Origin of the sequence: Bosea sp. PAMC 26642 (assembly GCF_001562255.1) — a bacterium.
GTDB lineage: Bacteria > Pseudomonadota > Alphaproteobacteria > Rhizobiales > Beijerinckiaceae > Allobosea.
In genome coordinates this window covers 3,678,274-3,697,804 of record NZ_CP014301.1, presented here as the reverse complement: position 1 = coordinate 3,697,804, position 19,531 = coordinate 3,678,274, and the positions used below count along the sequence as shown (strand labels likewise).

General features: G+C 65.8%; 21 protein-coding genes and 1 tRNA gene. 3 read left to right on the top strand and 19 right to left on the bottom strand.

The annotated features are described in order from the left end of the window. Positions 1-148 precede the first annotated feature (148 nt). Positions 149-1,060 (top strand): NAD(P)-dependent oxidoreductase, encoded by a 912-nt coding sequence (locus tag AXW83_RS17765; protein WP_066615575.1) that lies wholly within the window; start codon positions 149-151, stop codon positions 1,058-1,060. Between the two features lie 159 nt (positions 1,061-1,219). Here AXW83_RS17765 and AXW83_RS17760 read toward each other — a convergent pair whose 3' ends face one another. Both AXW83_RS17760 and AXW83_RS17755 read right to left on the bottom strand, forming a co-directional pair. Beyond that, on the bottom strand, positions 1,220-1,963 hold the full coding sequence (locus tag AXW83_RS17760; RefSeq protein WP_066615574.1) for an aspartate/glutamate racemase family protein: 744 nt from the start codon (positions 1,961-1,963) through the stop codon (positions 1,220-1,222). Between the two features lie 27 nt (positions 1,964-1,990). Next, a tRNA-Leu gene (locus AXW83_RS17755) sits at positions 1,991-2,075 on the bottom strand. Positions 2,076-2,210: 135 nt separating this feature from the next. Between AXW83_RS17755 and AXW83_RS17750 the strand changes: the two genes are divergently transcribed. Next, positions 2,211-2,828 (top strand): YqaA family protein, encoded by a 618-nt coding sequence (locus AXW83_RS17750; protein ID WP_066620730.1) that lies wholly within the window; start codon positions 2,211-2,213, stop codon positions 2,826-2,828. 9 nt (positions 2,829-2,837) lie between these two features. Then, on the top strand, positions 2,838-3,365 hold the full coding sequence (locus tag AXW83_RS17745; RefSeq protein WP_082767214.1) for a disulfide bond formation protein B: 528 nt from the start codon (positions 2,838-2,840) through the stop codon (positions 3,363-3,365). A 12-nt stretch (positions 3,366-3,377) separates the two neighbouring features. On the opposite strand, the gene AXW83_RS17740 is transcribed toward AXW83_RS17745, so the two are convergent. The 17 genes from AXW83_RS17740 to AXW83_RS17660 all read right to left on the bottom strand — a co-directional run bounded on the left by AXW83_RS17740 (position 3,378) and on the right by AXW83_RS17660 (position 19,522). Beyond that, positions 3,378-4,589: an amidohydrolase gene (locus tag AXW83_RS17740; RefSeq protein WP_066615573.1), complete on the bottom strand. Its 1,212-nt coding sequence runs from the start codon at positions 4,587-4,589 to the stop codon at positions 3,378-3,380. 79 nt (positions 4,590-4,668) lie between these two features. Next, entirely contained in the window at positions 4,669-5,226 is a 558-nt protein-coding gene (locus AXW83_RS17735) for an HNH endonuclease (RefSeq protein ID WP_066620724.1), read from the bottom strand. A 299-nt stretch (positions 5,227-5,525) separates the two neighbouring features. Beyond that, complete coding sequence (locus AXW83_RS17730; RefSeq protein ID WP_066615572.1) at positions 5,526-6,410, bottom strand: 3-hydroxybutyryl-CoA dehydrogenase; 885 nt, start codon at positions 6,408-6,410, stop codon at positions 5,526-5,528. 97 nt (positions 6,411-6,507) lie between these two features. Further along, positions 6,508-7,452: an electron transfer flavoprotein subunit alpha/FixB family protein gene (locus AXW83_RS17725; protein ID WP_066615569.1), complete on the bottom strand. Its 945-nt coding sequence runs from the start codon at positions 7,450-7,452 to the stop codon at positions 6,508-6,510. Further along, positions 7,452-8,201, bottom strand: a complete 750-nt coding sequence (locus tag AXW83_RS17720; protein ID WP_066615567.1) for an electron transfer flavoprotein subunit beta/FixA family protein — start codon at positions 8,199-8,201, stop codon at positions 7,452-7,454. Before AXW83_RS17720 ends, AXW83_RS17725 begins: the two co-directional genes overlap by 1 nt. Before the next feature lie 164 nt (positions 8,202-8,365). After that, positions 8,366-9,061 carry a rhomboid family intramembrane serine protease gene (locus AXW83_RS17715; protein WP_066615565.1) on the bottom strand — a complete coding sequence of 232 codons (696 nt, stop codon included), beginning with the start codon at positions 9,059-9,061 and terminating at the stop codon, positions 8,366-8,368. 8 nt (positions 9,062-9,069) lie between these two features. Further along, positions 9,070-9,651 (bottom strand): cob(I)yrinic acid a,c-diamide adenosyltransferase, encoded by a 582-nt coding sequence (locus AXW83_RS17710; protein ID WP_066615563.1) that lies wholly within the window; start codon positions 9,649-9,651, stop codon positions 9,070-9,072. A 53-nt stretch (positions 9,652-9,704) separates the two neighbouring features. Next, positions 9,705-10,295: an acyloxyacyl hydrolase gene (locus AXW83_RS17705; RefSeq protein WP_066615562.1), complete on the bottom strand. Its 591-nt coding sequence runs from the start codon at positions 10,293-10,295 to the stop codon at positions 9,705-9,707. A 162-nt stretch (positions 10,296-10,457) separates the two neighbouring features. Continuing rightward, positions 10,458-10,646, bottom strand: a complete 189-nt coding sequence (locus AXW83_RS17700; RefSeq protein WP_066615561.1) for a twin transmembrane helix small protein — start codon at positions 10,644-10,646, stop codon at positions 10,458-10,460. 44 nt (positions 10,647-10,690) lie between these two features. Further along, the gene (locus AXW83_RS17695) at positions 10,691-11,563 is read right to left on the bottom strand and encodes an ABC transporter permease (protein ID WP_066615560.1); all 873 of its coding nucleotides are present in this window, start codon (positions 11,561-11,563) and stop codon (positions 10,691-10,693) included. 150 nt (positions 11,564-11,713) lie between these two features. Next, on the bottom strand, positions 11,714-12,760 hold the full coding sequence (locus AXW83_RS17690) for an ABC transporter substrate-binding protein (protein WP_066615559.1): 1,047 nt from the start codon (positions 12,758-12,760) through the stop codon (positions 11,714-11,716). Positions 12,761-12,795: 35 nt separating this feature from the next. Beyond that, positions 12,796-13,854 carry an ABC transporter ATP-binding protein gene (locus AXW83_RS17685; protein ID WP_066615554.1) on the bottom strand — a complete coding sequence of 353 codons (1,059 nt, stop codon included), beginning with the start codon at positions 13,852-13,854 and terminating at the stop codon, positions 12,796-12,798. Between the two features lie 21 nt (positions 13,855-13,875). Further along, on the bottom strand, positions 13,876-14,694 hold the full coding sequence (locus AXW83_RS17680) for an ABC transporter permease (protein WP_210179610.1): 819 nt from the start codon (positions 14,692-14,694) through the stop codon (positions 13,876-13,878). Between the two features lie 169 nt (positions 14,695-14,863). Then, positions 14,864-16,102, bottom strand: coding sequence for a metal-dependent hydrolase family protein (locus AXW83_RS17675; protein WP_210179609.1), 1,239 nt, complete (start codon positions 16,100-16,102; stop codon positions 14,864-14,866). Between the two features lie 114 nt (positions 16,103-16,216). Beyond that, complete coding sequence (locus tag AXW83_RS17670; RefSeq protein ID WP_066615550.1) at positions 16,217-17,497, bottom strand: glycosyltransferase family protein; 1,281 nt, start codon at positions 17,495-17,497, stop codon at positions 16,217-16,219. A 136-nt stretch (positions 17,498-17,633) separates the two neighbouring features. Next, entirely contained in the window at positions 17,634-18,416 is a 783-nt protein-coding gene (locus tag AXW83_RS17665) for a polysaccharide deacetylase family protein (RefSeq protein ID WP_066615548.1), read from the bottom strand. After that, complete coding sequence (locus tag AXW83_RS17660; protein WP_066615546.1) at positions 18,413-19,522, bottom strand: glycosyltransferase family 4 protein; 1,110 nt, start codon at positions 19,520-19,522, stop codon at positions 18,413-18,415. Before AXW83_RS17660 ends, AXW83_RS17665 begins: the two co-directional genes overlap by 4 nt. Positions 19,523-19,531 lie beyond the last annotated feature (9 nt).

Genomic DNA, 19,531 nt, shown 5'->3' with positions numbered 1-19,531 from the left:
GTCCGGGCAGCCCTGCTTGTCGCAGGAGGGGGACTGTTGGCGGCCATGGCAGGCGTCTCCGACGTGGAAGCGTGCCGCCGAGCTGTTCCGGGTCCGGCCGCTCCGTCACTTGCCTTTGTCATTCCCATATAAACCGGAGAAATTGAAGATGAGTGCAACCAAAGAGTCGGTCGGCTTTATCGGTGTCGGCCTGATGGGCCAGGGCATGGCCCAGAGCCTGCTGAACAAGGGCTTTGCGCTGACGGTGATGGGCCACCGCAACCGCAAGCCCGTGGAGGAACTGGTCGCGGCCGGAGCGACGGAGGCGAAGACGCCGAAGGAACTCGCGCAGCGCGCCAGCATCATCTTCCTGTGCGTGACCGGCTCGGCTCAGGTCGAGGCGGTCGTCAATGGACCGGACGGCATCGCGGCGGGCGCCAAGCCCGGCACCGTGATCGTCGATTGCTCGACCTCCGATCCCGGCTCGACGGTCAGGATCGCCGCCGAACTCGAAGCCAGGGGCCTGCACCTCGCCGACGCGCCGCTGGGCGGCACGCCGGCCCAGGCCGCGCTCGGGCAGCTTTCGGCGATGGTCGGGGCCACGCCCGAGGTCTTCGCGCGGATCAAGCCGGCCTGCGAGGCTTGGGCGCAAAAGGTGGTGCATCTCGGCCCGGTCGGCGACGGCCACAAGATGAAGCTGCTCAACAACTTCCTGTCGATGGGCTATGCTGCGATCTATGCCGAGGCGCTGACGCTGGCACAGAAGATCGGGATCACGCCGCAGACCTTCGACAGCGTGCTCCGCGGCAGCCGGATGGATTGCGGCTTCTACCAGACCTTCATGCAATACGTGCTGGAGCGCGATCGCAACGCCCATAAGTTCACGCTGGTCAACGCGCTGAAGGATGTCCGCTATCTGGAGAGCGTGGCGAATGCGGCGGGCGTGCCAAACCCCATCGGCAATGCGGTGAAGAACTCGTTTGCCTCGGCGGTGGCGGCCGGCAAGGGCGAGGACTACGTGCCGATGCTGTCGGATTTCGTGGCGGCGCAGAGCGGCGTGGCGCTGGGAAAGACCGGCTGAAAGTCTATTTTCGCCGAAAATCAAGGGCCGTCATCCCGGACGCAGCGAAGCGGAGATCCGGGATCCATCGTAAAATGCTGCGGTGTTCTATAATGGATCCCGGATCTGCGCGGCTTCGCTTGTCCGGGATGACGGCGGTGGTTCGGGTGCCGGATCGGTTTACGACTTCGCCAGCAGGGCCGCCAGACGCTCCGAGAGCCCAACGCTTCCGACCGGTGGCGGGAACGCCAGATCGCCCTGCGCCGGCTTGAGCGGAGGATTGCGCATCGCGGCCAGCACGGCGGCGATGCCGGTCTCGACCGAGCAGAGTACCGGAATATCGACAAGAGGCTGGACGCGCGCGGCGAGCCCGGCCAGCCCGGCGCCACCGAGAATGACGGCGCCGGCACCATCGCGTGCCGCCGTCTTGCGGCAGGCTTCCGCCAGCAGCGCGATCGCGCCGTCGGGATCGGCCGCGATGGCGGCGCCGTTCGGCGCGACCGTCTCCACAGCCGTGAGCCGATCGCCGAGACCCAGCATCGCGACGAATTCATGCAGGATCGGCCCCCAGCGTTCGCCGCCGGTGACGATCGAGAAGCGAGCCGCCCGGGCGGCAGCGGCATGGCAGCTCGCCTCGGCCATACCGATGACGGGGATCGCCGCCAGTTCCTTCAGCGCGAACAGCCCCGGATCGCCGAAGCAGGCGAGATAGACCGCGTCGCAATCCTGGCCATGCTCGGCATAGGCCTCGAGGGCGGCATGACCGGCGACCACACCCGCCGCACGGCTGGCGATGTAGTGCGCGCCGAAGCGGCCGGTGACGGGCTTGAGCGCGACACCCGCCGGCAGATGCGGCGAAACGACCCGGACGACCAGATCGGTCATGTCCGGCATGGTGTTCGGGTTGATCAGAAGAATGCGCAAGGCCGCTCCGGCTGCTCGATCCGGCTGTGGTGCCCCTGGCCGGAATCGAACCAGCACTCCTTGCGGAACTCGATTTTGAGTCGAGCGCGTCTACCAATTCCGCCACAGGGGCCCTTGCAGGCCGGCGGGACTATAGCGATCGATCGGGCGTGGTCAATTGCGCTGACCATGGCGTGGCTCATGAAAACTGCGCTTCGCCCATGCGAAACGCATGGACGCTGACGCTGCGGCGCACTACAGAACCGCCATGATCAAGCGCCTTTACGAATGGACCATGTCGCTGGCTGCAAGGCCGCGCGCCGAACTCTGGCTGGCGGTGGTCGCCTTCGTCGAGAGCTCGTTCTTCCTCATTCCCGCCGACGTACTGTTCGTGCCGATGGCTTTGGCGCGGCCGGCACGGGCCTATCGGCTGGCGCTGATCGCGACGATCTTCTCGATGCTGGGCGGCATCGCCGGCTATGCGCTGGGTTATTACGCGTTCGACCTGCTGGCGAAGCCGGTACTCGCCTTCTATGGCAAGCTCGGTGCCTTCGAGGCGCTTCAGGCTTGCGTCCATGGCGATCAGCAACTCCTCCTGATGCTGCTGACGACGTCCGGTCTGGCGCATCTGCCGCCGATCAAGGTCGTGACGATCCTGGCGGGCGCCGTCCATATCGGGCTGACGTTTTTCATCCTGTCCTGCATCATCGCGCGCGGCGCGCGCTTCTTCGCGCTCGCCTTCCTGCTGCGCCGCTATGGCGAGACGATCCGCCATTTCATCGAGAAGCGGCTGAAACTCATCGCCGTCGTCGCGGCCGCCCTGCTGATCCTGCTGTATTTCGGCCTCAAGCTGGTCGCAGGATCGGGTCAGCTTCTCTCCTGCTGAGCCATTGCCATGACCGTCTCGAGCCTCGATACGCGTAGTCCGCCGGTTCTCGTGACGCCGGCGCGGCTGATCCTGCTGGTTGGGCTCGGTTGCCTGGCTCTCATCGCCGGAGCCTGGTTCTTCGAGATCGTCATCGGCCTGCGGCCGTGCAAGCTCTGCCTGGAGCAGCGTCTGCCGCATTATGCCGCGATCGGGCTCTCAGTCGCCGGGCTTGTGCTGGCGCGCTCGCCCCTGCTGCAATGGCTGGTGCTGCTAGGGTTGGCTGGGTTGATGGCCTGGAGTTTTTGGCTCGGCGTCTACCATTCGGGTGTCGAATGGGGCTGGTTCGCCGGCCCCAATGACTGCGGCGGTGCTGCCGCGCCCGTCGCCGCCGGCGTGCAGGACTTCATGAAGCAGTTGCAGACGACGCGGGTCGTTGCCTGCTCGGAAGCGGCCTGGCGCTTCCTCGGGCTGTCGCTTGCCGGCTGGAACGCGCTGGCGTCGCTCGGGCTGCTGGTTCTGGCGCTTGCCGGACTCGTCCGGGCGCGGCGCGCCTGAACGCTTCCGGGTTCAGGCGGCTTGCGCCTGCCAGGCCTCGCCGAGTTCCTGCCTGACGAGATTGACCCAGTAGCGCACGCCGTCCGGAATGATCTCGTCGTTGAAATCGTAGAGCGGCGTGTGCAGGCCCTTGAAGGAGCCGTCGGCCTCGACGCCATTGCCGATGCGCATGAAGGCGCCCGGCACGACCTGCATCATCTCGGCGAAATCCTCGCCGCCGGTGCCGGGCCTGATCGCGCCGTTGACGCGGACCGCGCCGACCGACTGCGCAGCAGCGGCCACCGCGACCTTCACCTGTTCGGGCTGGTTCAGAAGCGCGCTCGGGCCGCGATGATATGAAGCTTCAGCCGTGCAGCCCCAGGCCTGCGCGGTCGCCTGTGCCAGCGCGGCGATGCGGTGCTCGATCAGCGCGCGCACATCGGGAGAATAGGTCCGCGCCGTGCCGCCGATCGTCAGTTCGGAGGGCACGACATTGGAGGCTTCGGTCGAGCCGGCATGGATATAGCCAACGCTGATCACCGCCGTGTCGAGCGGGGCGACGTTCCGGCCGACGATGCCTTGTAGGCCGAGAACGAAATGCGCCTGGGCATAGGTGATGTCGGTCGAGAGGTGCGGCTGCGAGCCGCCATGGCCACCGACGCCGCGAAACAGGACAGACCAGCTATCGGCCGCGGCCAGCATCGGGCCGTTGCAGGTACCGAAATCCGAGGCGGGCATCCCGGGCGAATTGTGCAGTCCGTAGATCGCGTCGCAGGGGAAGCGCTCGAACAGTCCGTCCTGCAGCATCGCGACCGCGCCGCCACGGCCTTCCTCGGCCGGCTGGAAGATCAGGTTCAGGGTGCCGCCGAAATCGGGGTTGGCGGCGAGATAGCCCGCTGCGCCGAGCAGCATGGTGGTGTGCCCGTCATGGCCGCAGGCGTGCATCCGGCCGGGATGGGTCGAGGCATGCGGCAGGCCGGTCTGCTCTTCAAGGGCAAGGCAATCCATGTCGGCACGCAGGCCGATGGCGCGCTGCCCGCCGGCGCGGCCGCGGATCACGCCGACGACGCCTGTCCCGCCGACGCCCTCCGTCACCTCGACGCCCCATTCGCGCAACTGGGCGGCGACGAGGGCGGCCGTGCGGTGCTCCTCAAGGCCCAGTTCCGGATGGGCATGGATATCGCGGCGGATATCGGTGAGCTCGGCGTGATGAAGGGCAAGCCATTGGTCGAGGGTGGTGGTCATCAAAGTCCGTTCGCCGGTAGGCGCCTGATCGAGTGCAGGACTCGATACAAGACGCCGCCGGCCATGCCGTCAAGCCGGCTCACGGCTCCAGCTCGGAATCCCAATAGAGGTAGTCGAGCCAGCTCTCGTGCAGATAGTTCGGCGGGAAGAGCTTTCCGTTGCGGTGCAGGTCGTTGACCGTCGGCGCGTAGGCTTTCTGCATCGGGAACATGTCGACCGCCGCCGGCATCTTGTCGCCCTTGCGCAGATTGCAGGGGGAGCAGGCCGCGACGACGTTCTCCCAGGTCGTCAGGCCGCCCTTGGAGCGCGGGACGACGTGGTCGAAGGTCAGGTCTTCGCGCGAGGTGCAGTACTGACAGGAGAAGCGGTCGCGCAGGAAGACGTTGAAGCGCGTGAAGGCCGGCGTGCGCGAGGGCTTGATATAGGTTTTCAGCGACACGACCGAGGGCAGCTTCATATTGAAGCTCGGGCTGCGGACGATCGTATCGTATTCGGAGACGATGTTGACGCGGTCCATGAAGACCGCCTTGATCGCGTCCTGCCAGCTCCAGAGCGACAGGGGATAGTAGCTCAAGGGCCGAAAATCGGCATTGAGCACCAAGGCCGGACAGCCGTCCGGCGACGCCATCGGATGCATCACATGCGCCGTCAAATCCGCCGCACCTCCGCTGATCTGGACGGGACTCAAGCCCGCCGTGAATCAATGTAAGCGCGAGACGACAGGAATGTGAAGGGGATGCGGCATCAGCGCTTGCCGAGCCTGCAGGGAATGTTTCAGCGCGGTGGTAGCCAATCCCGGCGGCGTCATTCCGGACAAGCGGCGAAGCCGCGCCGATCCGGGATCCATCATAAGGCTTGACGGCGCTCTACGATGATCCCGGGTCTGCGCTACGCTTGCCCGGGATGACGCCGCCTTAGATTGATGGCTACCTCGATCTACCGCGTCGGAACCGGCTTCTCGCCGCGATAGTCGTAGAAGCCGCGCTTGGTCTTGCGGCCAAGCCAGCCGGCCTCGACATATTTTACCAGCAGCGGGCAGGGGCGGTACTTTGAGTCCGCCAGCCCGTCATGCAGCACCTGCATCACCGAGAGGCAGGTATCGAGGCCGATGAAGTCGGCAAGCTGGAGCGGGCCCATCGGGTGGTTGGCGCCAAGCTTCATAGCGGTGTCGATCGCATCGACCGAGCCGACGCCCTCATAGAGCGTGTAGACCGCTTCATTGATCATCGGCAGCAGGATGCGGTTGACGATGAAGGCGGGAAAATCTTCGGAGACTGAGACGGTCTTGTGCAGCTTGCCGACGAATTCGCGGGCGAGCTCGAAGGTCTGGTCGTCGGTGGCGATGCCGCGGATCAGCTCGACGAGCTGCATCAGCGGCACGGGGTTCATGAAATGGATGCCGATGAAGCGCTCGGGCCGGTCGGTCGCGGCGGCAAGCCGGGTGATCGAGATCGAGGAGGTGTTGGAGGCCAGCATCGCCTCGGGCTTGATGTGCTGGCAGACGGCGGTGAAGATCTTGCGCTTGGTCTCCTCGCTTTCGGTCGCGGCCTCGATGACGAGGTCGCAATCGGCGAGGCCTTCGAGCTTGGGCGCGGCGACGATCTTGGCCATGGCGTCGCGGCGGATCTCGTCGCCGATGGCGCCCTTGGCGACCTGCCGGGCCATGTTGCCGTCGATGGTCGCGAGCGCGATCTTGATGCGCTCCTCGGCGACGTCGTGCAGCCTGACCTCGAAGCCGGCAACGGCGGCGACATGAGCAATGCCGTTGCCCATTTGGCCTGCGCCGATGATGCCGATCGTCCTGATCGCCTGGTCCGACATGTGTTGATCCATCTCTTGTGGCGCCGCCCCCGATCCGGAGCCGACGCGGGCCGCCTCATGCGGCGACCCGGATATTAGGCTCAGGCCTTGCCGCTTGTCAGCGACCGATCTTGGCGAGTTCGGCTTCGAGTTCGGGCATGATCGTGAAGAGGTCGCCGACGAGGCCGTAATCGGCGATCTGGAAGATCGGGGCTTCCTCATCCTTGTTGATCGCGACGATGACCTTCGAGTCCTTCATCCCGGCGAGATGCTGGATCGCGCCGGAGATGCCGACCGCGACGTAGAGGTCGGGCGCCACGACCTTGCCGGTCTGGCCGACCTGCCAGTCATTGGGGGCGTATCCGGCATCGACAGCCGCGCGCGAGGCGCCCATGGCGGCGCCCAGCTTGTCGGCGACGGGCTCGATTACCTTGGTGAAGTTCTCCGCCGAGGCCAGTGCGCGGCCCCCCGAGACGATGATCTTGGCCGAGGCGAGTTCCGGACGATCGGATTTCGCGACCTCCTCGCCCTTGAATGTGGAGAGGCCGGGATCTTCGCCTGTGGCGATGGATTCGACCGTGGCCGAGCCGCCTTCTCCTGTCGCCTGGAAGGAGGCGGTCCGGATCGTCATCAGTTTCTTGGCTTCCGACGACTGCACGGTCTGGATGGCGTTGCCAGCATAGACCGGGCGCTCGAAGGTGTCGGGCGAGACGACCTTGATCACGTCGGAGATCTGCATCACGTCGAGCAGGGCCGCGACGCGCGGCAGGACGTTCTTGCCGGTCGTGGTCGAGGGCGCGACGATCGCGTCATAGCCCTCGGCGAGCTTGGCAACGAGTGCAGCCAGCGGCTCGGCGAGGTTGTGGCCGTAGATCGCGGCATCGGCCAGCAGCACCTTCTCGACGCCGTCGAGCTTGGCTGCGGCATCGGCTGCGGCCTTGGCGCCTTCGCCGGCGACCAGAATGTGGATGGGCGCGCCCAGGGCCTTGGCCGCCGTCAGCGCCTTGTTGGTGGCGTCCTTGACGGTGGCGTTGTCGTGTTCTGCAATCAGCAGCGTGGCCATCACAGCACTCCCGCTTCGTTCTTGAGCTTGGAAACCAGTTCGGCAACCGAGGCAACCTTGACGCCGGCCGAGCGGCCGGGCGGCTCGGTCGTCTTCAGCACTTTCAGGCGCGGCGCGATATCGACGCCGAGCGCCTCGGCCGAGGTCTCGTCGAGCGGCTTCTTCTTGGCCTTCATGATGTTGGGCAGCGAGGCATAGCGCGGCTCGTTCAGGCGCAGATCGGTGGTGACGATCGCCGGCAGCTTCAGCGAGACGGTCTGCAGGCCGCCATCGACTTCGCGGGTGACGTCGACGCTGTCGCTCTCCAGCGAAACCTTGGAGGCGAAGGTGCCCTGCGGCCAGCCGAGCAAAGCAGCGAGCATCTGGCCGGTCTGGTTGCAGTCGTCGTCGATCGCCTGCTTGCCAAGGATGACAAGCTGCGGACTCTCCTGCTCGACCAGCTTCTTCAGGAGCTTGGCGACGGCGAGCGGCTCGACCGTGCCATCGACCTTCACCAGGATGCCGCGATCGGCGCCCATGGCGAGGCCGGTGCGGATCGTCTCGGCGGCCTGGGCCGGGCCGATCGAGACCACCACGACCTCGGTCGCCTTGCCGGCTTCGCGCAGGCGCAGCGCCTCTTCGACCGCGATCTCGTCGAAGGGATTCATCGACATCTTGACGTTGGCGAGCTCGACGCCCGAACCGTCCGCCTTGACGCGGATCTTCACATTGTAATCGACAACCCGCTTGACGGGCACCAGGATCTTCATCGTCGCTTCACCGTTGACGGAGAGGTGAGTTCGAAGCCGCGCCGCGTTGATGGCTGGAATACGGCATCGCGGCTCTCGGCTGGAATGCGGACGGACCGTAGCGACGCCCGTTTGCGCTTGTCAACGCCGCCAAAGTCGCGGGCACGCTGCTTTGGCCGTGCGATTCATCCCGGTCTCGGGCGCCCGAACAGCGCCACGCCGCGATGGATGAAGATCGGCGTCAGCGCAGCCCCTGCACCCAACCCGCCGAGATGGGCCCACCAGCCGACATGGCCCTGCGGATCGAGAAAGGCCGCGACAAGCTGGAACAGGATCCAGGCGCCGATGGCGTAAAGCGCGCTGATGTGGACGGGAATCCAGTTGAAGGCGAGCCCCCAGATCCGGACCTTCGGATAGAGCATCAAATAGGAGACGATCGCACCGGAGATCGCGCCCGAGGCGCCGATCAACGGCTGGTCGGAGGCGGGGTTCACCACGGCATGGAGCAGGGAGCCGGCGAGCCCGCAGAGCACGAAGAACAGCAGGAAACGTGCATGGCCCATGGCGTCCTCGACATTGTCGCCGAAGACCCAGAGAAAGAGCATGTTGCCGGCAAGATGCGCGAAACTCGCATGCAGGAAGATGTTGCTGAAAAGCGTGAGCCAGCTGGGCGCCTGAACCAGATCGAGCGGCAGCTGGGCTGCGCCGAACAAGACCGAGGGGATCAGGCCGAAGCCGGCAGCTACCGCGATCTGGCCTGCTTCGCTCTGCCGCAGCGTGATCGTGAGGTAGAGCGCGATGCAAAGGCTGATCAGCACATAGGTGACATAGGGCGCGCGCATGAAGCGCAGCGGCACGCCATCATGCAGCGGCACGAACATCGCCGACCTCAGCGGTTCTGACCGGGCACCCAGAGCACGTCGCCCCCGGCCCTGGCGTTGAGATAGCGGGAGGCGACGAAGAGAAAATCGGAGAGGCGGTTGATGTATTTCAGCGCCGGACCGCCGACCGTCTCGCCTTCGGTGTGGGACAGTTCGACCATCAGGCGCTCGGCACGGCGGCTGACGGTTCGTGCCAGATGGAGATAGGTGGCGGCCGGTGTTCCTCCGGGCAGCACGAAGGAGCGCAGCGGCGCGAGTTCGCCGTTGAGCCGGTCGATCTCGGCCTCGATGCGGTCGACCTGGGCCTGGACGATGCGCAGGGGCTCGAACGCCATCGCCTCGCCTGTGTCGGGCGTCGAGAGGTCGGCTCCGAGATCGAACAGGTCGTTGCTGATGCGGCCGAGCATGGCGTCGAGATCTGCGGCCTCGGTGGCGGCGTGGAGCCGGGCGAGGCCGATGCAGGAGTTGGTCTCATCGACCGTGCCGTAGGCTGCGACGCGCAAATCGAATTTCGGCCGGCGCGGCCCGGTGGTGAGGCCCGTGCTGCCATCGTCGCCGGTGCGGGTGTAGATGCGGTTGAGCTTGACCATGAGCGCGTTATAGCGCGGCGCGGTCGGAACGGAAGGGCCGGGCAGGCGCGTTCCTAGAAGGTGTAGCCGAGCTTCGCGCCGAGATTGGCGGGGCCGCGGAGCTTGTCGCGGTCGGAGCAGCCGGCGGCGCTGAAATGCTCCAGCGTGGCAACCAGGCTCCAGCGGTCGCTCAACCTGACGCCGAGCGCCGCGGCTTCGCGCGTTCCGGCATTGCAGCCGACATTCAGGCGGTTCTCGGGGATGACGGCGCCGGTCTTGCCGTCGTTGAGAGCCGCGCCGAGGCTGGCCTCGACGAAGACGACCTTCGACAGATCGGCCGTCCATGTCGCGCCGGCATAGGCGTAACGCGTGCCGTTGAAATTGGCGCTCGAGCCGAGATGGAAGCGTGGGACGAAGGCGTTGGCGAAGCGGTCGGTTAGGGTGATCGGACGCGGCGTCACGATCTCGCCGCTGAAATTCAGCAGCCCACTTTCGCGGCCGCCGGGATTTGCTACGGCGGCGCCAATCCGCGCCTCCCAGGACGGGACAGGGGTATTGGATGCAGGTGCGTAGCTGGATACCCCGGCCGGGAGCGGCTGAGACTGCGCCGCGACCGGCGAAGCAATCAGACTACCGGCAAGGAGCAGCAACGCGACGCGAAACATGGGCAAACTTGATCATCTTGTCGGCGGCGGGACTTAACCAAGACCTCAGACTCGTGTCGACAATGTGGCTGCATTACGGCCGAGATCGCCACAGGCGTTATTGTGGCGTCGAAAAGCGTTCCATTTCAATTATTTAGAAGAATGCCCGATTGCTCTGACAACTCAGCCGCCGCGCCACCAGAGCACGCCGACAATGACCAGGATCGCGACGAATTGCAGGACCACCCGCAGGCGCATCAGGTTCTGCGAGGTGCTGGCGCTGCCGCCGCGCAGCATGTTGAACAGCCCGAGCAGCAGCACAACGGCGACCGCGCCGACCGCGATGGGGACGATTGAACCGGAAAGCGTCATGGGAACGAGATAGTGCGGGGAGAGCGACTTGGCGAGTCCGCGTCTCAGCGATAGCGCCGCTGCACGATCAGATTGGCCGCGACCGTCAACAGGATGGTCGCCGTCATCAGGATGAAGGAGATCGCGCCGCCGAAGGGCCAGTTGTTCTGCTGGGCGAACTGGCCGTAGACGAGCGGACCCATCATCTGGAATTTAGGGCCGCCGAGCAGGACCGGCGTCGCATAGGCGTTCATCGCCAGGATGAAGGTCAGGATCGTGCCGGCGAGAATACCCGGCAAAGCCAGCGGCCAGAGCACGCGGCGAAACATCGCGGCGGGGCCGGCGCCGAGGCTGAACGCCGCCTCCTCGACATTGCGCGGGATGCCTTCGATGACGCTCTGCAGCGTCAGAACCATAAAGGGCAGGTTGACCGCGATGATGCCGATCAGCACCGCGTTCTCGGTGTACATGATCTCCAGCGGCTGATCGATCAGACCCAGCCCCATAAGCGAGGCGTTGAGCGCGCCCCTGCTGCCGAAGGCCGTCATCCAGCCCGCCGCACGTACCGCGTTGCCGACGAAGAGCGGCAGGACGACCAGCATGATCAGCAGGTTCTTGAAGCGGCTTTCCATGCGCGCCAGCACATAAGCGAGCGGGAAGCCCATGATCAGACAGACGACCGTGCAGATCACGGCGACCTTCACCGTGCGCGCCAGCACGTTGAGGTAATAGCTGTCGGTGAAGAACTTGACGTAGTTGTCGATCACCAGCCCGTCGACCATGAACTGGCCGGGGATGAACTGGTTCAGCGAGTAGCGGAACAGGATCGCGATCGGGCCCAGCAGTCCGATCGCGACGAAGAGCGTGGCGGGCACGACGAGCGCGCCGGCAAGCCCGGTGCGCGCGCCTGCGACGGGTTCGGGGACGGTGGTGGTCATGGCCGCACCCTTGTCATCCGGGGCATCGCGCAGCGATGAACCCGGAACCCACGACCGGGCGAGCGTGTCCGGACGCGGGTGGTCCAGGTCTCGCCCGGTCGTGGGTTCCGGGTTCGCTGCTGCGCAGCGCCCCGGAATGACAGATGTGCATCACGCCTTGAAGACCTTGTCCCACCACTCCTTCATCGCCGAGTCGTTCTTGGCGAGGAAGGCGTAGTCGAGGTCCTTCAGGGTCTTCTCTTCTTCGGGCGTGAAGCCGATGCGCTTCTGCAGGTCGGGGGCGACGTTGAGGCCGGTGACGGTGCCGTTATAGCCCATGTCGACCGCGAAGGCCTCCTGCGGCGCCTTCTCCAGCATCGCGTTCATGTAAGCGTAGGCATTGTCCTTGTTGGGCGCGTTCTTCTGGATGACGAAGCCCGAGACATAGGCCGGGATGCCCTCGACCGGAGAGACGGCCTCGCAGGGAATGCCGGCGTTCTGCCACTGGACGACGCGGGCCTTCCAGATCGCGCTGATGCCGATCTCCTCGTTCTTCATCGCGGCGGCGAAGGCTTCGTTGGTCGGGTAGACCCGGCCGCCGGCTTTCTTGACGGCCATCAGGACCTCCTTGGCCTTATCGAGATCGTTCATGTCCTTGCCGCCGGTCGCGGCCATGGAGGCTGCGATCATGATCGACTGGTACTGGATGTCGATGAAGCCGATCTTGTTGCCGTGCTTGGGGTCGAGCCAGTCCTTGAAGCCGGTCGGGGCCGGCGAGATCAGCTTGGGATTGTAGATGACGACGTTGCCGGAATAGATGTGCCCGACGCCGTAGGGGTACTTCATCGCCGGCAGCAGGTTCTTGGCGTTGGGGATCTTGCTGTAGTCGAGCGTCTCGATCACGCCCGCCTCGTTCATCTCGAACATGTTGGCGGCCGAGAGACCCTGGATATCGACCGTGCCGCGCGGCAGGCGGCGCTCGGCGACCATCTTGGCGCGGCGCGGAGCGTCGCCGGCCTGATCCTGAACGATCTCCAGACCCTTGGGCTTGAGGATCGGCTCGTCGATGTTCTTGTTCAGCAGCCGGGCGTAGTCGCCGCCCCAGGTGCCGACCACGACCTTGCCGGCCGCCTGTGCCGATGCGGCCCCACCGAGCGTCGGAAGCAGCGTCGCGGCGGCCGCGCCCTTGAGCAGATTGCGCCTGTGAATGGATGTCATGGTGGTTCTCCCCTGATTGGACGCCCGATCGAGCGTCATGCTTCGCGCGGATAGACGAGCCCGGCATCCTGGGCCCAGCCGATCGCGATGGTGTCGCCCGGCGCGGGCTCGGCGTAGCCGGCCCGGTTCGGGATCTGCAGCAGCATCCGGTCATGCTCGGACAGGCTGACATCGATGTCGAGCAGTGCGCCGAGATAGGAGGCGTGTTCGACTCTCGCGTCGTAGCGGTTGGGCAGGCCGTCCGCCTCGCCGCCGATCGCGATCCGCTCCGGCCGCAAAGCAAGCGTCGCCGGGCCGGTGCCGGTCGCTGCCGTGCAGGCGATGTCGAGACCGCCTTGGGTGCGGAAGCGGCCGGGCGTCGCAATCTCGCCGTCGAGGAAGGCGCTGCGGCCGATGAAGCCGGCGACGAAGCGATCGGCCGGCTTCTCGTAGAGTTCGCGCTGGGTGCCGATCTGGCGGACCTTGCCCTTTTCCATGACGACGAGACGGTCGGCCATGGTCAGGGCCTCCTCCTGGTCGTGGGTGACCATGATCGTGGTCAGGCCGAGCTTGCGCTGGAGATCGCGGATTTCGACGCGGACCTCCTGACGGAGCTTGGCGTCGAGGTTGGAGAGCGGTTCGTCGAGCAGGAGCACGTCGGGCTCCATGGCGAGCGCGCGCGCCAGCGCCACGCGCTGCTGCTGGCCGCCCGACAGTTGGCGCGGATAGCGCCCGTCGAGGCCGGTCAACTGCACCAGACGAAGCGCCTCGGCCACGCGGACGGCGCGTTCGGCCTGCGGCACCTTGCGCATCTCCAGCCCGAAGGCGACGTTCTCGGCGACGCTCATATGAGGAAAGAGCGCATAGCTCTGAAAGACGAGGCCGCAATCGCGCTTCCAGGGCGGCAGGCCGGTGACGTCGCGGGCGCCGATGGTGAGCTTGCCGGCGCTGGGCGGGATGAAGCCCGCAACCATGCGCAAGGTCGTGGTCTTGCCGCAGCCCGAGGGGCCGAGCAGCACGAGGAACTCGCCGTCTGCAATGTCGATGGTGACGTCGTCGACGACGGTGAGGTCGCCATAGCTCTTGCGGAGATGCTCGATCGAAAGCCTTGCCATGGTTAAAGCCTTGCCATCGTTTCAGACCACCCGGCTCAGCTTGACGTAACGATCCGTGACGACCATCGCCACGCCGATCAGGACGATCTGGATCAGGGAGGCCGCGGCCACCGTGGGATCGATCTTCCATTCGAGATATTGCAGGATCGCGATCGGCAAGGTGGTCCGGCCCGGTCCGACCAGGAACAGGCTCATCTCCAGATTGCCGAAGGAGGTGACGAAGCCGAACAGGCCGGCCGCGACCAGGCCCGGCCGGATGCTCGGCAGGGTCACGCGCCAAAAGGTGGTGAGGGGGCCGGCGCCGAGGTTCTGGGCGGCTTCCTCGATCGTGCGGTCGAAGCCGACGAGGCTCGCCGTGACGAGACGCACGACCCAGGGGATGACCACCAGGGTATGGGCGGCGATGAGCCCGCCGAGCGAGCCCATCACCGGCAGGCCGGTGGCGATCTCGGTCTCGATCTGGAAGACGTAGCTCGCCGTGCCGAGCACGATGCCCGGCATCACCAGCGGCAGCAGCAGCAGCGTGTTGACGGCCGGACCGAGCACGATGCGGTGGCGGACCAGGGCCAGGCTCGCCGGTACGCCGAGCGCAAGCCCGATCAGCGTCGCGATCACGCCAACCTGCAGGCTGAGGATGAAGCCGTCGATGAAGGGCTTGTTGTTGGCGGCAGCCGCGAACCATTTCAGCGAATAGCCTTCGGGTGGGAAGGACGGGATCTCCTGCCGGAAGAAGGCGAGCCAGGTGACGAAGATCAGCGGCAACAGGATGAACAGCAGCGACAACCCCGCCGCGCCGTTCAGCGCGATGCGTCCGAAGCTCGGGCGAGCGGCGGCGGTCATGCCGCTTCCCCATCCACGCTACACCAAACGCCGTCATCCCGGACGCAGAGAAGCGGAGATCCGGGATCCATCATCGCGCAATTCTGTGCTCCAGGATGGATCCCGGATCTGCGCGGCTGCACCGCTTGTCCGGGATGAGGGCGTGTTTCCATGGCAGAACTCGAATCCCTTAATGCAGCGTGTTCTTGTGGAACGCGCCGCCCTTCATGATCATCGCCAGATGCTTGCCCTGGCCCTGGAACAGGCCAAGGTCCGTCAGCGGATCGCCATCGATCAGGATCATGTCGGCGAAGGCCCCAGCACGGAGCGTGCCAAGCTTGCCTTCCATGCGGAGCAACTGGGCTCCGATCGTCGTGGCCGAGCGGATGATCTCGATCGGGGAGAGGACCTCGCGGCGCAGCAGGAACTCGCGCGACTGCTCGACCTGGAGCTGGCCGAGCAGGTCGGAGCCATAGGCGACGGGCACGCCGGCACGCTTGCAGATTTCCAGCGAGCGCAGGCCGCCGTCGATGACGAGGTCGTTCTTGGCGAGCATGTCGCCGGTCATGCCGAATTCGGAAGCGCGCTCCTTCATCGCGTAATAGGCGACGAGATTGGCGGTCAGGAACATGTTGTTCTCGGCCATCAGCTTGGCCGAGGCGTCGTCGATAAGGTTTCCATGCTCGATCGCGCGGACGCCGCATTGGGCAGCCCGCGTGATGGCCTCGGGCGTATAGGCATGGGCGCAGACATAGCGGCCGAAAGCCTTTGCCTCCTCGACGGCCGTCTGGACCTCGTCGACGCTGAACTGCATCGAGTCGAGCGGGTCGTAGGGCGAGGCGACGCCGCCCGACATCATGATCTTGATATGGTCGGCGCCGAGCCGCATCTGCTCGCGGACCGACTTCTTCACCGAGGAGACGCCGTCGGAGACGTTCATCGTATAGGCCATCGCGTTGCAGCAATGGCAGCGGGCGCCGAAATCGGTGCGGCGGCGCGGGTCGCTATGGCCGCCGGTCGGGCCGATCGCGGCACCGGCGATGAACAGGCGTGGCGCGGCGGCGACATCACCCTTGTCGACCGCCTCCTTAATGCCCCAGTCGGCGCCGCCGGTGTCGCGCACCGTTGTGAAGCCGCGGTCGATCATGCCCTTCATCAGCCCGATCGCACGCGCCGTCATCAGGGTCAGCGGCATGCTCTCCAGCGAGCGGATGTAGACCTCGGAGAGGAAGACATGGACGTGGCTGTCGATCAGCCCCGGCATCAGCGTGCGCCCGCCGCAATCGATCACGTCGGCCTTGCCGGCCTTGATCGGCGTCTCGGAGAGTTCTCGGATGGTCTGTCCTTCGACGAGAAGTTCGTAACCCATACGGCGCTCGCCATGGTCGGGCTCGAGCAGAGCAAAATTCTTGAAATGAAGGGCCGTCACGAAAATCTCCCGTCCGACAGGGCGCCTGCGACAGGGTCGCATCGTCTCCGTGATATATTGAGGAGATTATTCTTCGTTGTCCATGTGGCCGCGGTTGTGCCTGCGGCCGCGCCCTCAGCTTCCGAGCGCTGCGTTTTGCGCCAGGGCCCGGCTGCGCACGGGCATTGATAGGTCGTCGGCGAGCGCGCGGTTGATCGCGGGTAGGCCGTCGAGCAAGTTCGGCACGAAGGCCTGCGAGGGCGGTACGCGCTTCGGCAAGGTGTGCAGCGCCGCGGCCATGACATGGGGATCGCGCTCGCCTTCGTCATTCTGCGCCGGATCATGCAGCACGTCGATCAGGCGGAGCTCGTCGGCGCGCTCGGCGCGGATCGCCTGTTCGAGCCGCGGCTTGACGCGCGGCACGATCAGGGCCGGCTTGTCGAAGGAGAGGATCTCACAGAAGGTGTTGTAGCCGCCCATGGCGACGACGCAATGAGCCCGGTTCATCAGCAGTTCGAGACGGGGCTCGAAGCCGAGACTTTCCAGCTTCGGCTGCTTGGCGATGCGCTCGGCGAACTCCTTGCGGCGCTCGCGCGACATGAAGGGTCCGAAGACGATCAGCGCAGGCAAAGGGATGGTCGGGTCGGCCTCATAGGCGGAGATCACCCAGTCGATGACGCCCGCACCATCGCCGCCGCCGCCCGGCGTCACCAGGATGAACGGTCCCTTGGTGATGCGCGGATAGCGGTTGGGCGGCATCGGGCTCGGCACGGCGCGCTTGAGATAGCCGGTGTAGCGGACCTTGTCGGCGAAGAGATGCTGGTCTGGCAGGCCCGCCAGAGGCTGGTAGATGTTCTCCAGACCGTAGACGAAGATGTCGTCATAGATGCCGGTCAGGGCCTCGAGCGCACCGCTCTGGCGCCATTCCTCGTACAGCTTGGCGGGCTCGTCGAGCACGTCGCGCAGGCCGAGCACGATGCGGGCGCCGCGTCGCTTCAGGATCTCCAGCGACGGCACCAGTTCGCCGCGCAGGCCGACCGGCTCCTTGTCGACGATGACGATGTCGGGGTCGAAGGACAGCACGACCTGCTTGATGATGTCGGTGCGCAGTCGGATCGTGTCGTTGAGATCGAGGTTGAGATGGTGGGGGCCGTAGCGGCCGTCGCTCTGCTTCTCGACGCCGGGAATGCGGACATAATCGACGCCGTCACCGAACTGGAAACTCGAGATCACCGACGAGCCGGAGACGATGATCACTGATATATGTGGGTAACTCGCGACCAGCGAATTGGCGATCGCGCGGCAGCGCCGGATATGGCCGAGTCCGAAGGTATCGTGGCTGTAGATCAGGACGCGCGGCGCATGGGGGCTGCGCGGCGCGCGGTCGGCGCCGAGATCGACGACATTGAAGGGCATCTGGCGTCGACCTCCGCGGAAGGGCCAGCCGGCCTCTTGGAGGACGAGTGCACCTTGGAATACGCATGGTTACCATAGCGTGGCGTGCGGGCCGATCCAAGCCCATCGCGAGTGGTAACGGCTGCTTTTGCGGCCGCTACGAGCCAGTCGCCATAGTCTCGGCTGGTGGAAACAAATCTTGCGGATCGGTCAGCGCTATGGCCCGGTGATCTCGGATCACTCTCAGCACCCCGTCGAGGAAATTCCAGACAGTATCGTCGTGGTCGCGGTGATGCAGCAGGACACCGAGCCGGTCGTCGGTGCTATCCTGGCGTCTTGCTGCGAGTGTGGCGCAGATTTCCGTAATCACCTCCGGTGCCTGCCGCCCGATGCGCCCGCCTTGCCAGTCCATGACGTCGATATGGGTGTTGGCGAGGACGGGTCCGCCAGTCGCACCGAGCGTGAAATCGCGGAAGCAGGACAGGCCGGTGAAGCCCAGTGCCGGCAGCGCTGCGGCGACCGCCGGGTCGATCCGGTTCCAGGGCGGCACGAAGACGGGCAGCCGGGCTGGGCCGAAGAGGTCGTCCAGCCGCTGCCGGGCTGCTGCGATGTCAGCGCGAATGATGGTGTCCGGCCGGTCGCGGCCGAATTCCGATTTCTTGCCGCCGGGAGGGGCGTGGTTCTTGTGGCGGCAGCCATGCTGACAGGGAAGAAGGCGCGGCATCGCGCGCAGTTCGCGCGGCAGAGCGGGTTGGGCCAGCAGCGGGATTACGGCCAGCAGAATAGCGATGTCGAAGGTTTCGCTGAGGCGTGCCAGCCGCGTCAAAGCGGGGCTCGGTGCGATGGCGTCGTCGTCGCGCAGCCAGAGCCGGACGGTCCGGCCGGCCGCGCTCCAGCGGTCGAGTTCGGCAAACAGCGGCTGCCAGATCGCGTCCGTCATGCCTCGGTCCTTGCTTCGCAGGCCAGTGCGAGACCCTGCGCGACGATCTCCTGCGCCCGGCCGAAATCACGCTCGGTGCGGACGAAGTTGCTGGCCGCCGCGCCCATCCGCCGGCGCAGCGTCGCGTCGTCGAGGAGGCGGCGGAGTGATCCGGCGAAAGCGGCCTCGTCGCCGGACGGTTCGAGGAAGGCGGTGATGCCGCGCTTGACGGTGGCCGGGACACCACCGCTGTCGAAGGCGACGACGGGGAGGCCCGCAGCCTGGGCTTCGAGATAGACCAGTCCATAGGCCTCGCGCAGGCCGGGCCAGACGAAAACATCGCCGTCGGCGAGCATGGCCGCGATTGCAGCCGCGTCGAGGACGCCGCGGAAGGTCACGCGGCCCGGCGCGAACTGCGCGAAATCCGCCTCGATGTCTCTCCGCATCGCGCCGTCGCCGATCAGTGTCAGGCGCCAGGGGCGATCCGCCAGCGTCGCGAGGATGCGTGCAAGCGACTGGTAGCTCTCATGCTTGTTGCCCGGCCGCATCATCGCGACCGCGACGAGATGCGGCTCGTGGTGCTCAGCGCGGGTCGGCTGCGGGAGGCTCGTGATGTCGATGAAGGGCGGTAGCGCGATGAAGCGTGTCTTTGGCCCGCACCATGGTTCCACGCCCTTGCGGTCACGCTCGGTGAAATAGAAATGCACGGCGGCTTTTGGAAATCCCGTTCGGGCGAGGGCGACATGCTGCGCCCATTCGCCCTCCGCGCGTCGTGCGGAATCGCTGGCTTCCGCGACGACATAAGGAATGCCGAGACGCTGCGTGATCGCCGGTCCGAGCAGGTCGGGCGCTTTGTAATAGTGGTGATAGGTGAACCAGAGGTTCGGGGCCTGCGAACCGTCGTGCCAGCCCGCGAGCATCGCCTCGACTTGCAAGGTGGCTGCTTCCTGTTTCGCGGCTAGGTCGGTGGCGTCGGGCTCGTGCATATAAGTGCGTGCCGCTGCAAGCGGCGTGACCTCATGGCCAAGCCGTCGCAGCACCGCCACGAGCTGCCTCGCCATGCGCCGGTCGCCGGAAATGCGGCCGTCGTCGAAATCGTTCAGCGTGGTGTGAAAGGCAATGCGCACCGGTCAGCG

What these genes read in the sequence shown, in the direction of transcription:
- AXW83_RS17710 (WP_066615563.1), bottom strand. Translation starts at nt 9,651, where the DNA reads ATGGTCAAGCTCAACCGCATCTACACCCGCACCGGCGACGATGGCAGC.
- AXW83_RS17730 (WP_066615572.1), bottom strand. Translation starts at nt 6,410, where the DNA reads ATGTCGGACCAGGCGATCAGGACGATCGGCATCATCGGCGCAGGCCAA.
- AXW83_RS17720 (WP_066615567.1), bottom strand. Translation starts at nt 8,201, where the DNA reads ATGAAGATCCTGGTGCCCGTCAAGCGGGTTGTCGATTACAATGTGAAG.
- AXW83_RS17750 (WP_066620730.1), top strand. Translation starts at nt 2,211, where the DNA reads ATGATCAAGCGCCTTTACGAATGGACCATGTCGCTGGCTGCAAGGCCG.
- AXW83_RS17665 (WP_066615548.1), bottom strand. Translation starts at nt 18,416, where the DNA reads ATGACGGACGCGATCTGGCAGCCGCTGTTTGCCGAACTCGACCGCTGG.
- AXW83_RS17705 (WP_066615562.1), bottom strand. Translation starts at nt 10,295, where the DNA reads ATGTTTCGCGTCGCGTTGCTGCTCCTTGCCGGTAGTCTGATTGCTTCG.
- AXW83_RS17725 (WP_066615569.1), bottom strand. Translation starts at nt 7,452, where the DNA reads ATGGCCACGCTGCTGATTGCAGAACACGACAACGCCACCGTCAAGGAC.
- AXW83_RS17680 (WP_210179610.1), bottom strand. Translation starts at nt 14,694, where the DNA reads ATGACCGCCGCCGCTCGCCCGAGCTTCGGACGCATCGCGCTGAACGGC.
- AXW83_RS17735 (WP_066620724.1), bottom strand. Translation starts at nt 5,226, where the DNA reads ATGCATCCGATGGCGTCGCCGGACGGCTGTCCGGCCTTGGTGCTCAAT.
- AXW83_RS17765 (WP_066615575.1), top strand. Translation starts at nt 149, where the DNA reads ATGAGTGCAACCAAAGAGTCGGTCGGCTTTATCGGTGTCGGCCTGATG.
- AXW83_RS17685 (WP_066615554.1), bottom strand. Translation starts at nt 13,854, where the DNA reads ATGGCAAGGCTTTCGATCGAGCATCTCCGCAAGAGCTATGGCGACCTC.
- AXW83_RS17670 (WP_066615550.1), bottom strand. Translation starts at nt 17,497, where the DNA reads ATGCCCTTCAATGTCGTCGATCTCGGCGCCGACCGCGCGCCGCGCAGC.
- AXW83_RS17690 (WP_066615559.1), bottom strand. Translation starts at nt 12,760, where the DNA reads ATGACATCCATTCACAGGCGCAATCTGCTCAAGGGCGCGGCCGCCGCG.
- AXW83_RS17715 (WP_066615565.1), bottom strand. Translation starts at nt 9,061, where the DNA reads ATGTTCGTGCCGCTGCATGATGGCGTGCCGCTGCGCTTCATGCGCGCG.
- AXW83_RS17740 (WP_066615573.1), bottom strand. Translation starts at nt 4,589, where the DNA reads ATGACCACCACCCTCGACCAATGGCTTGCCCTTCATCACGCCGAGCTC.
- AXW83_RS17745 (WP_082767214.1), top strand. Translation starts at nt 2,838, where the DNA reads ATGACCGTCTCGAGCCTCGATACGCGTAGTCCGCCGGTTCTCGTGACG.
- AXW83_RS17700 (WP_066615561.1), bottom strand. Translation starts at nt 10,646, where the DNA reads ATGACGCTTTCCGGTTCAATCGTCCCCATCGCGGTCGGCGCGGTCGCC.
- AXW83_RS17695 (WP_066615560.1), bottom strand. Translation starts at nt 11,563, where the DNA reads ATGACCACCACCGTCCCCGAACCCGTCGCAGGCGCGCGCACCGGGCTT.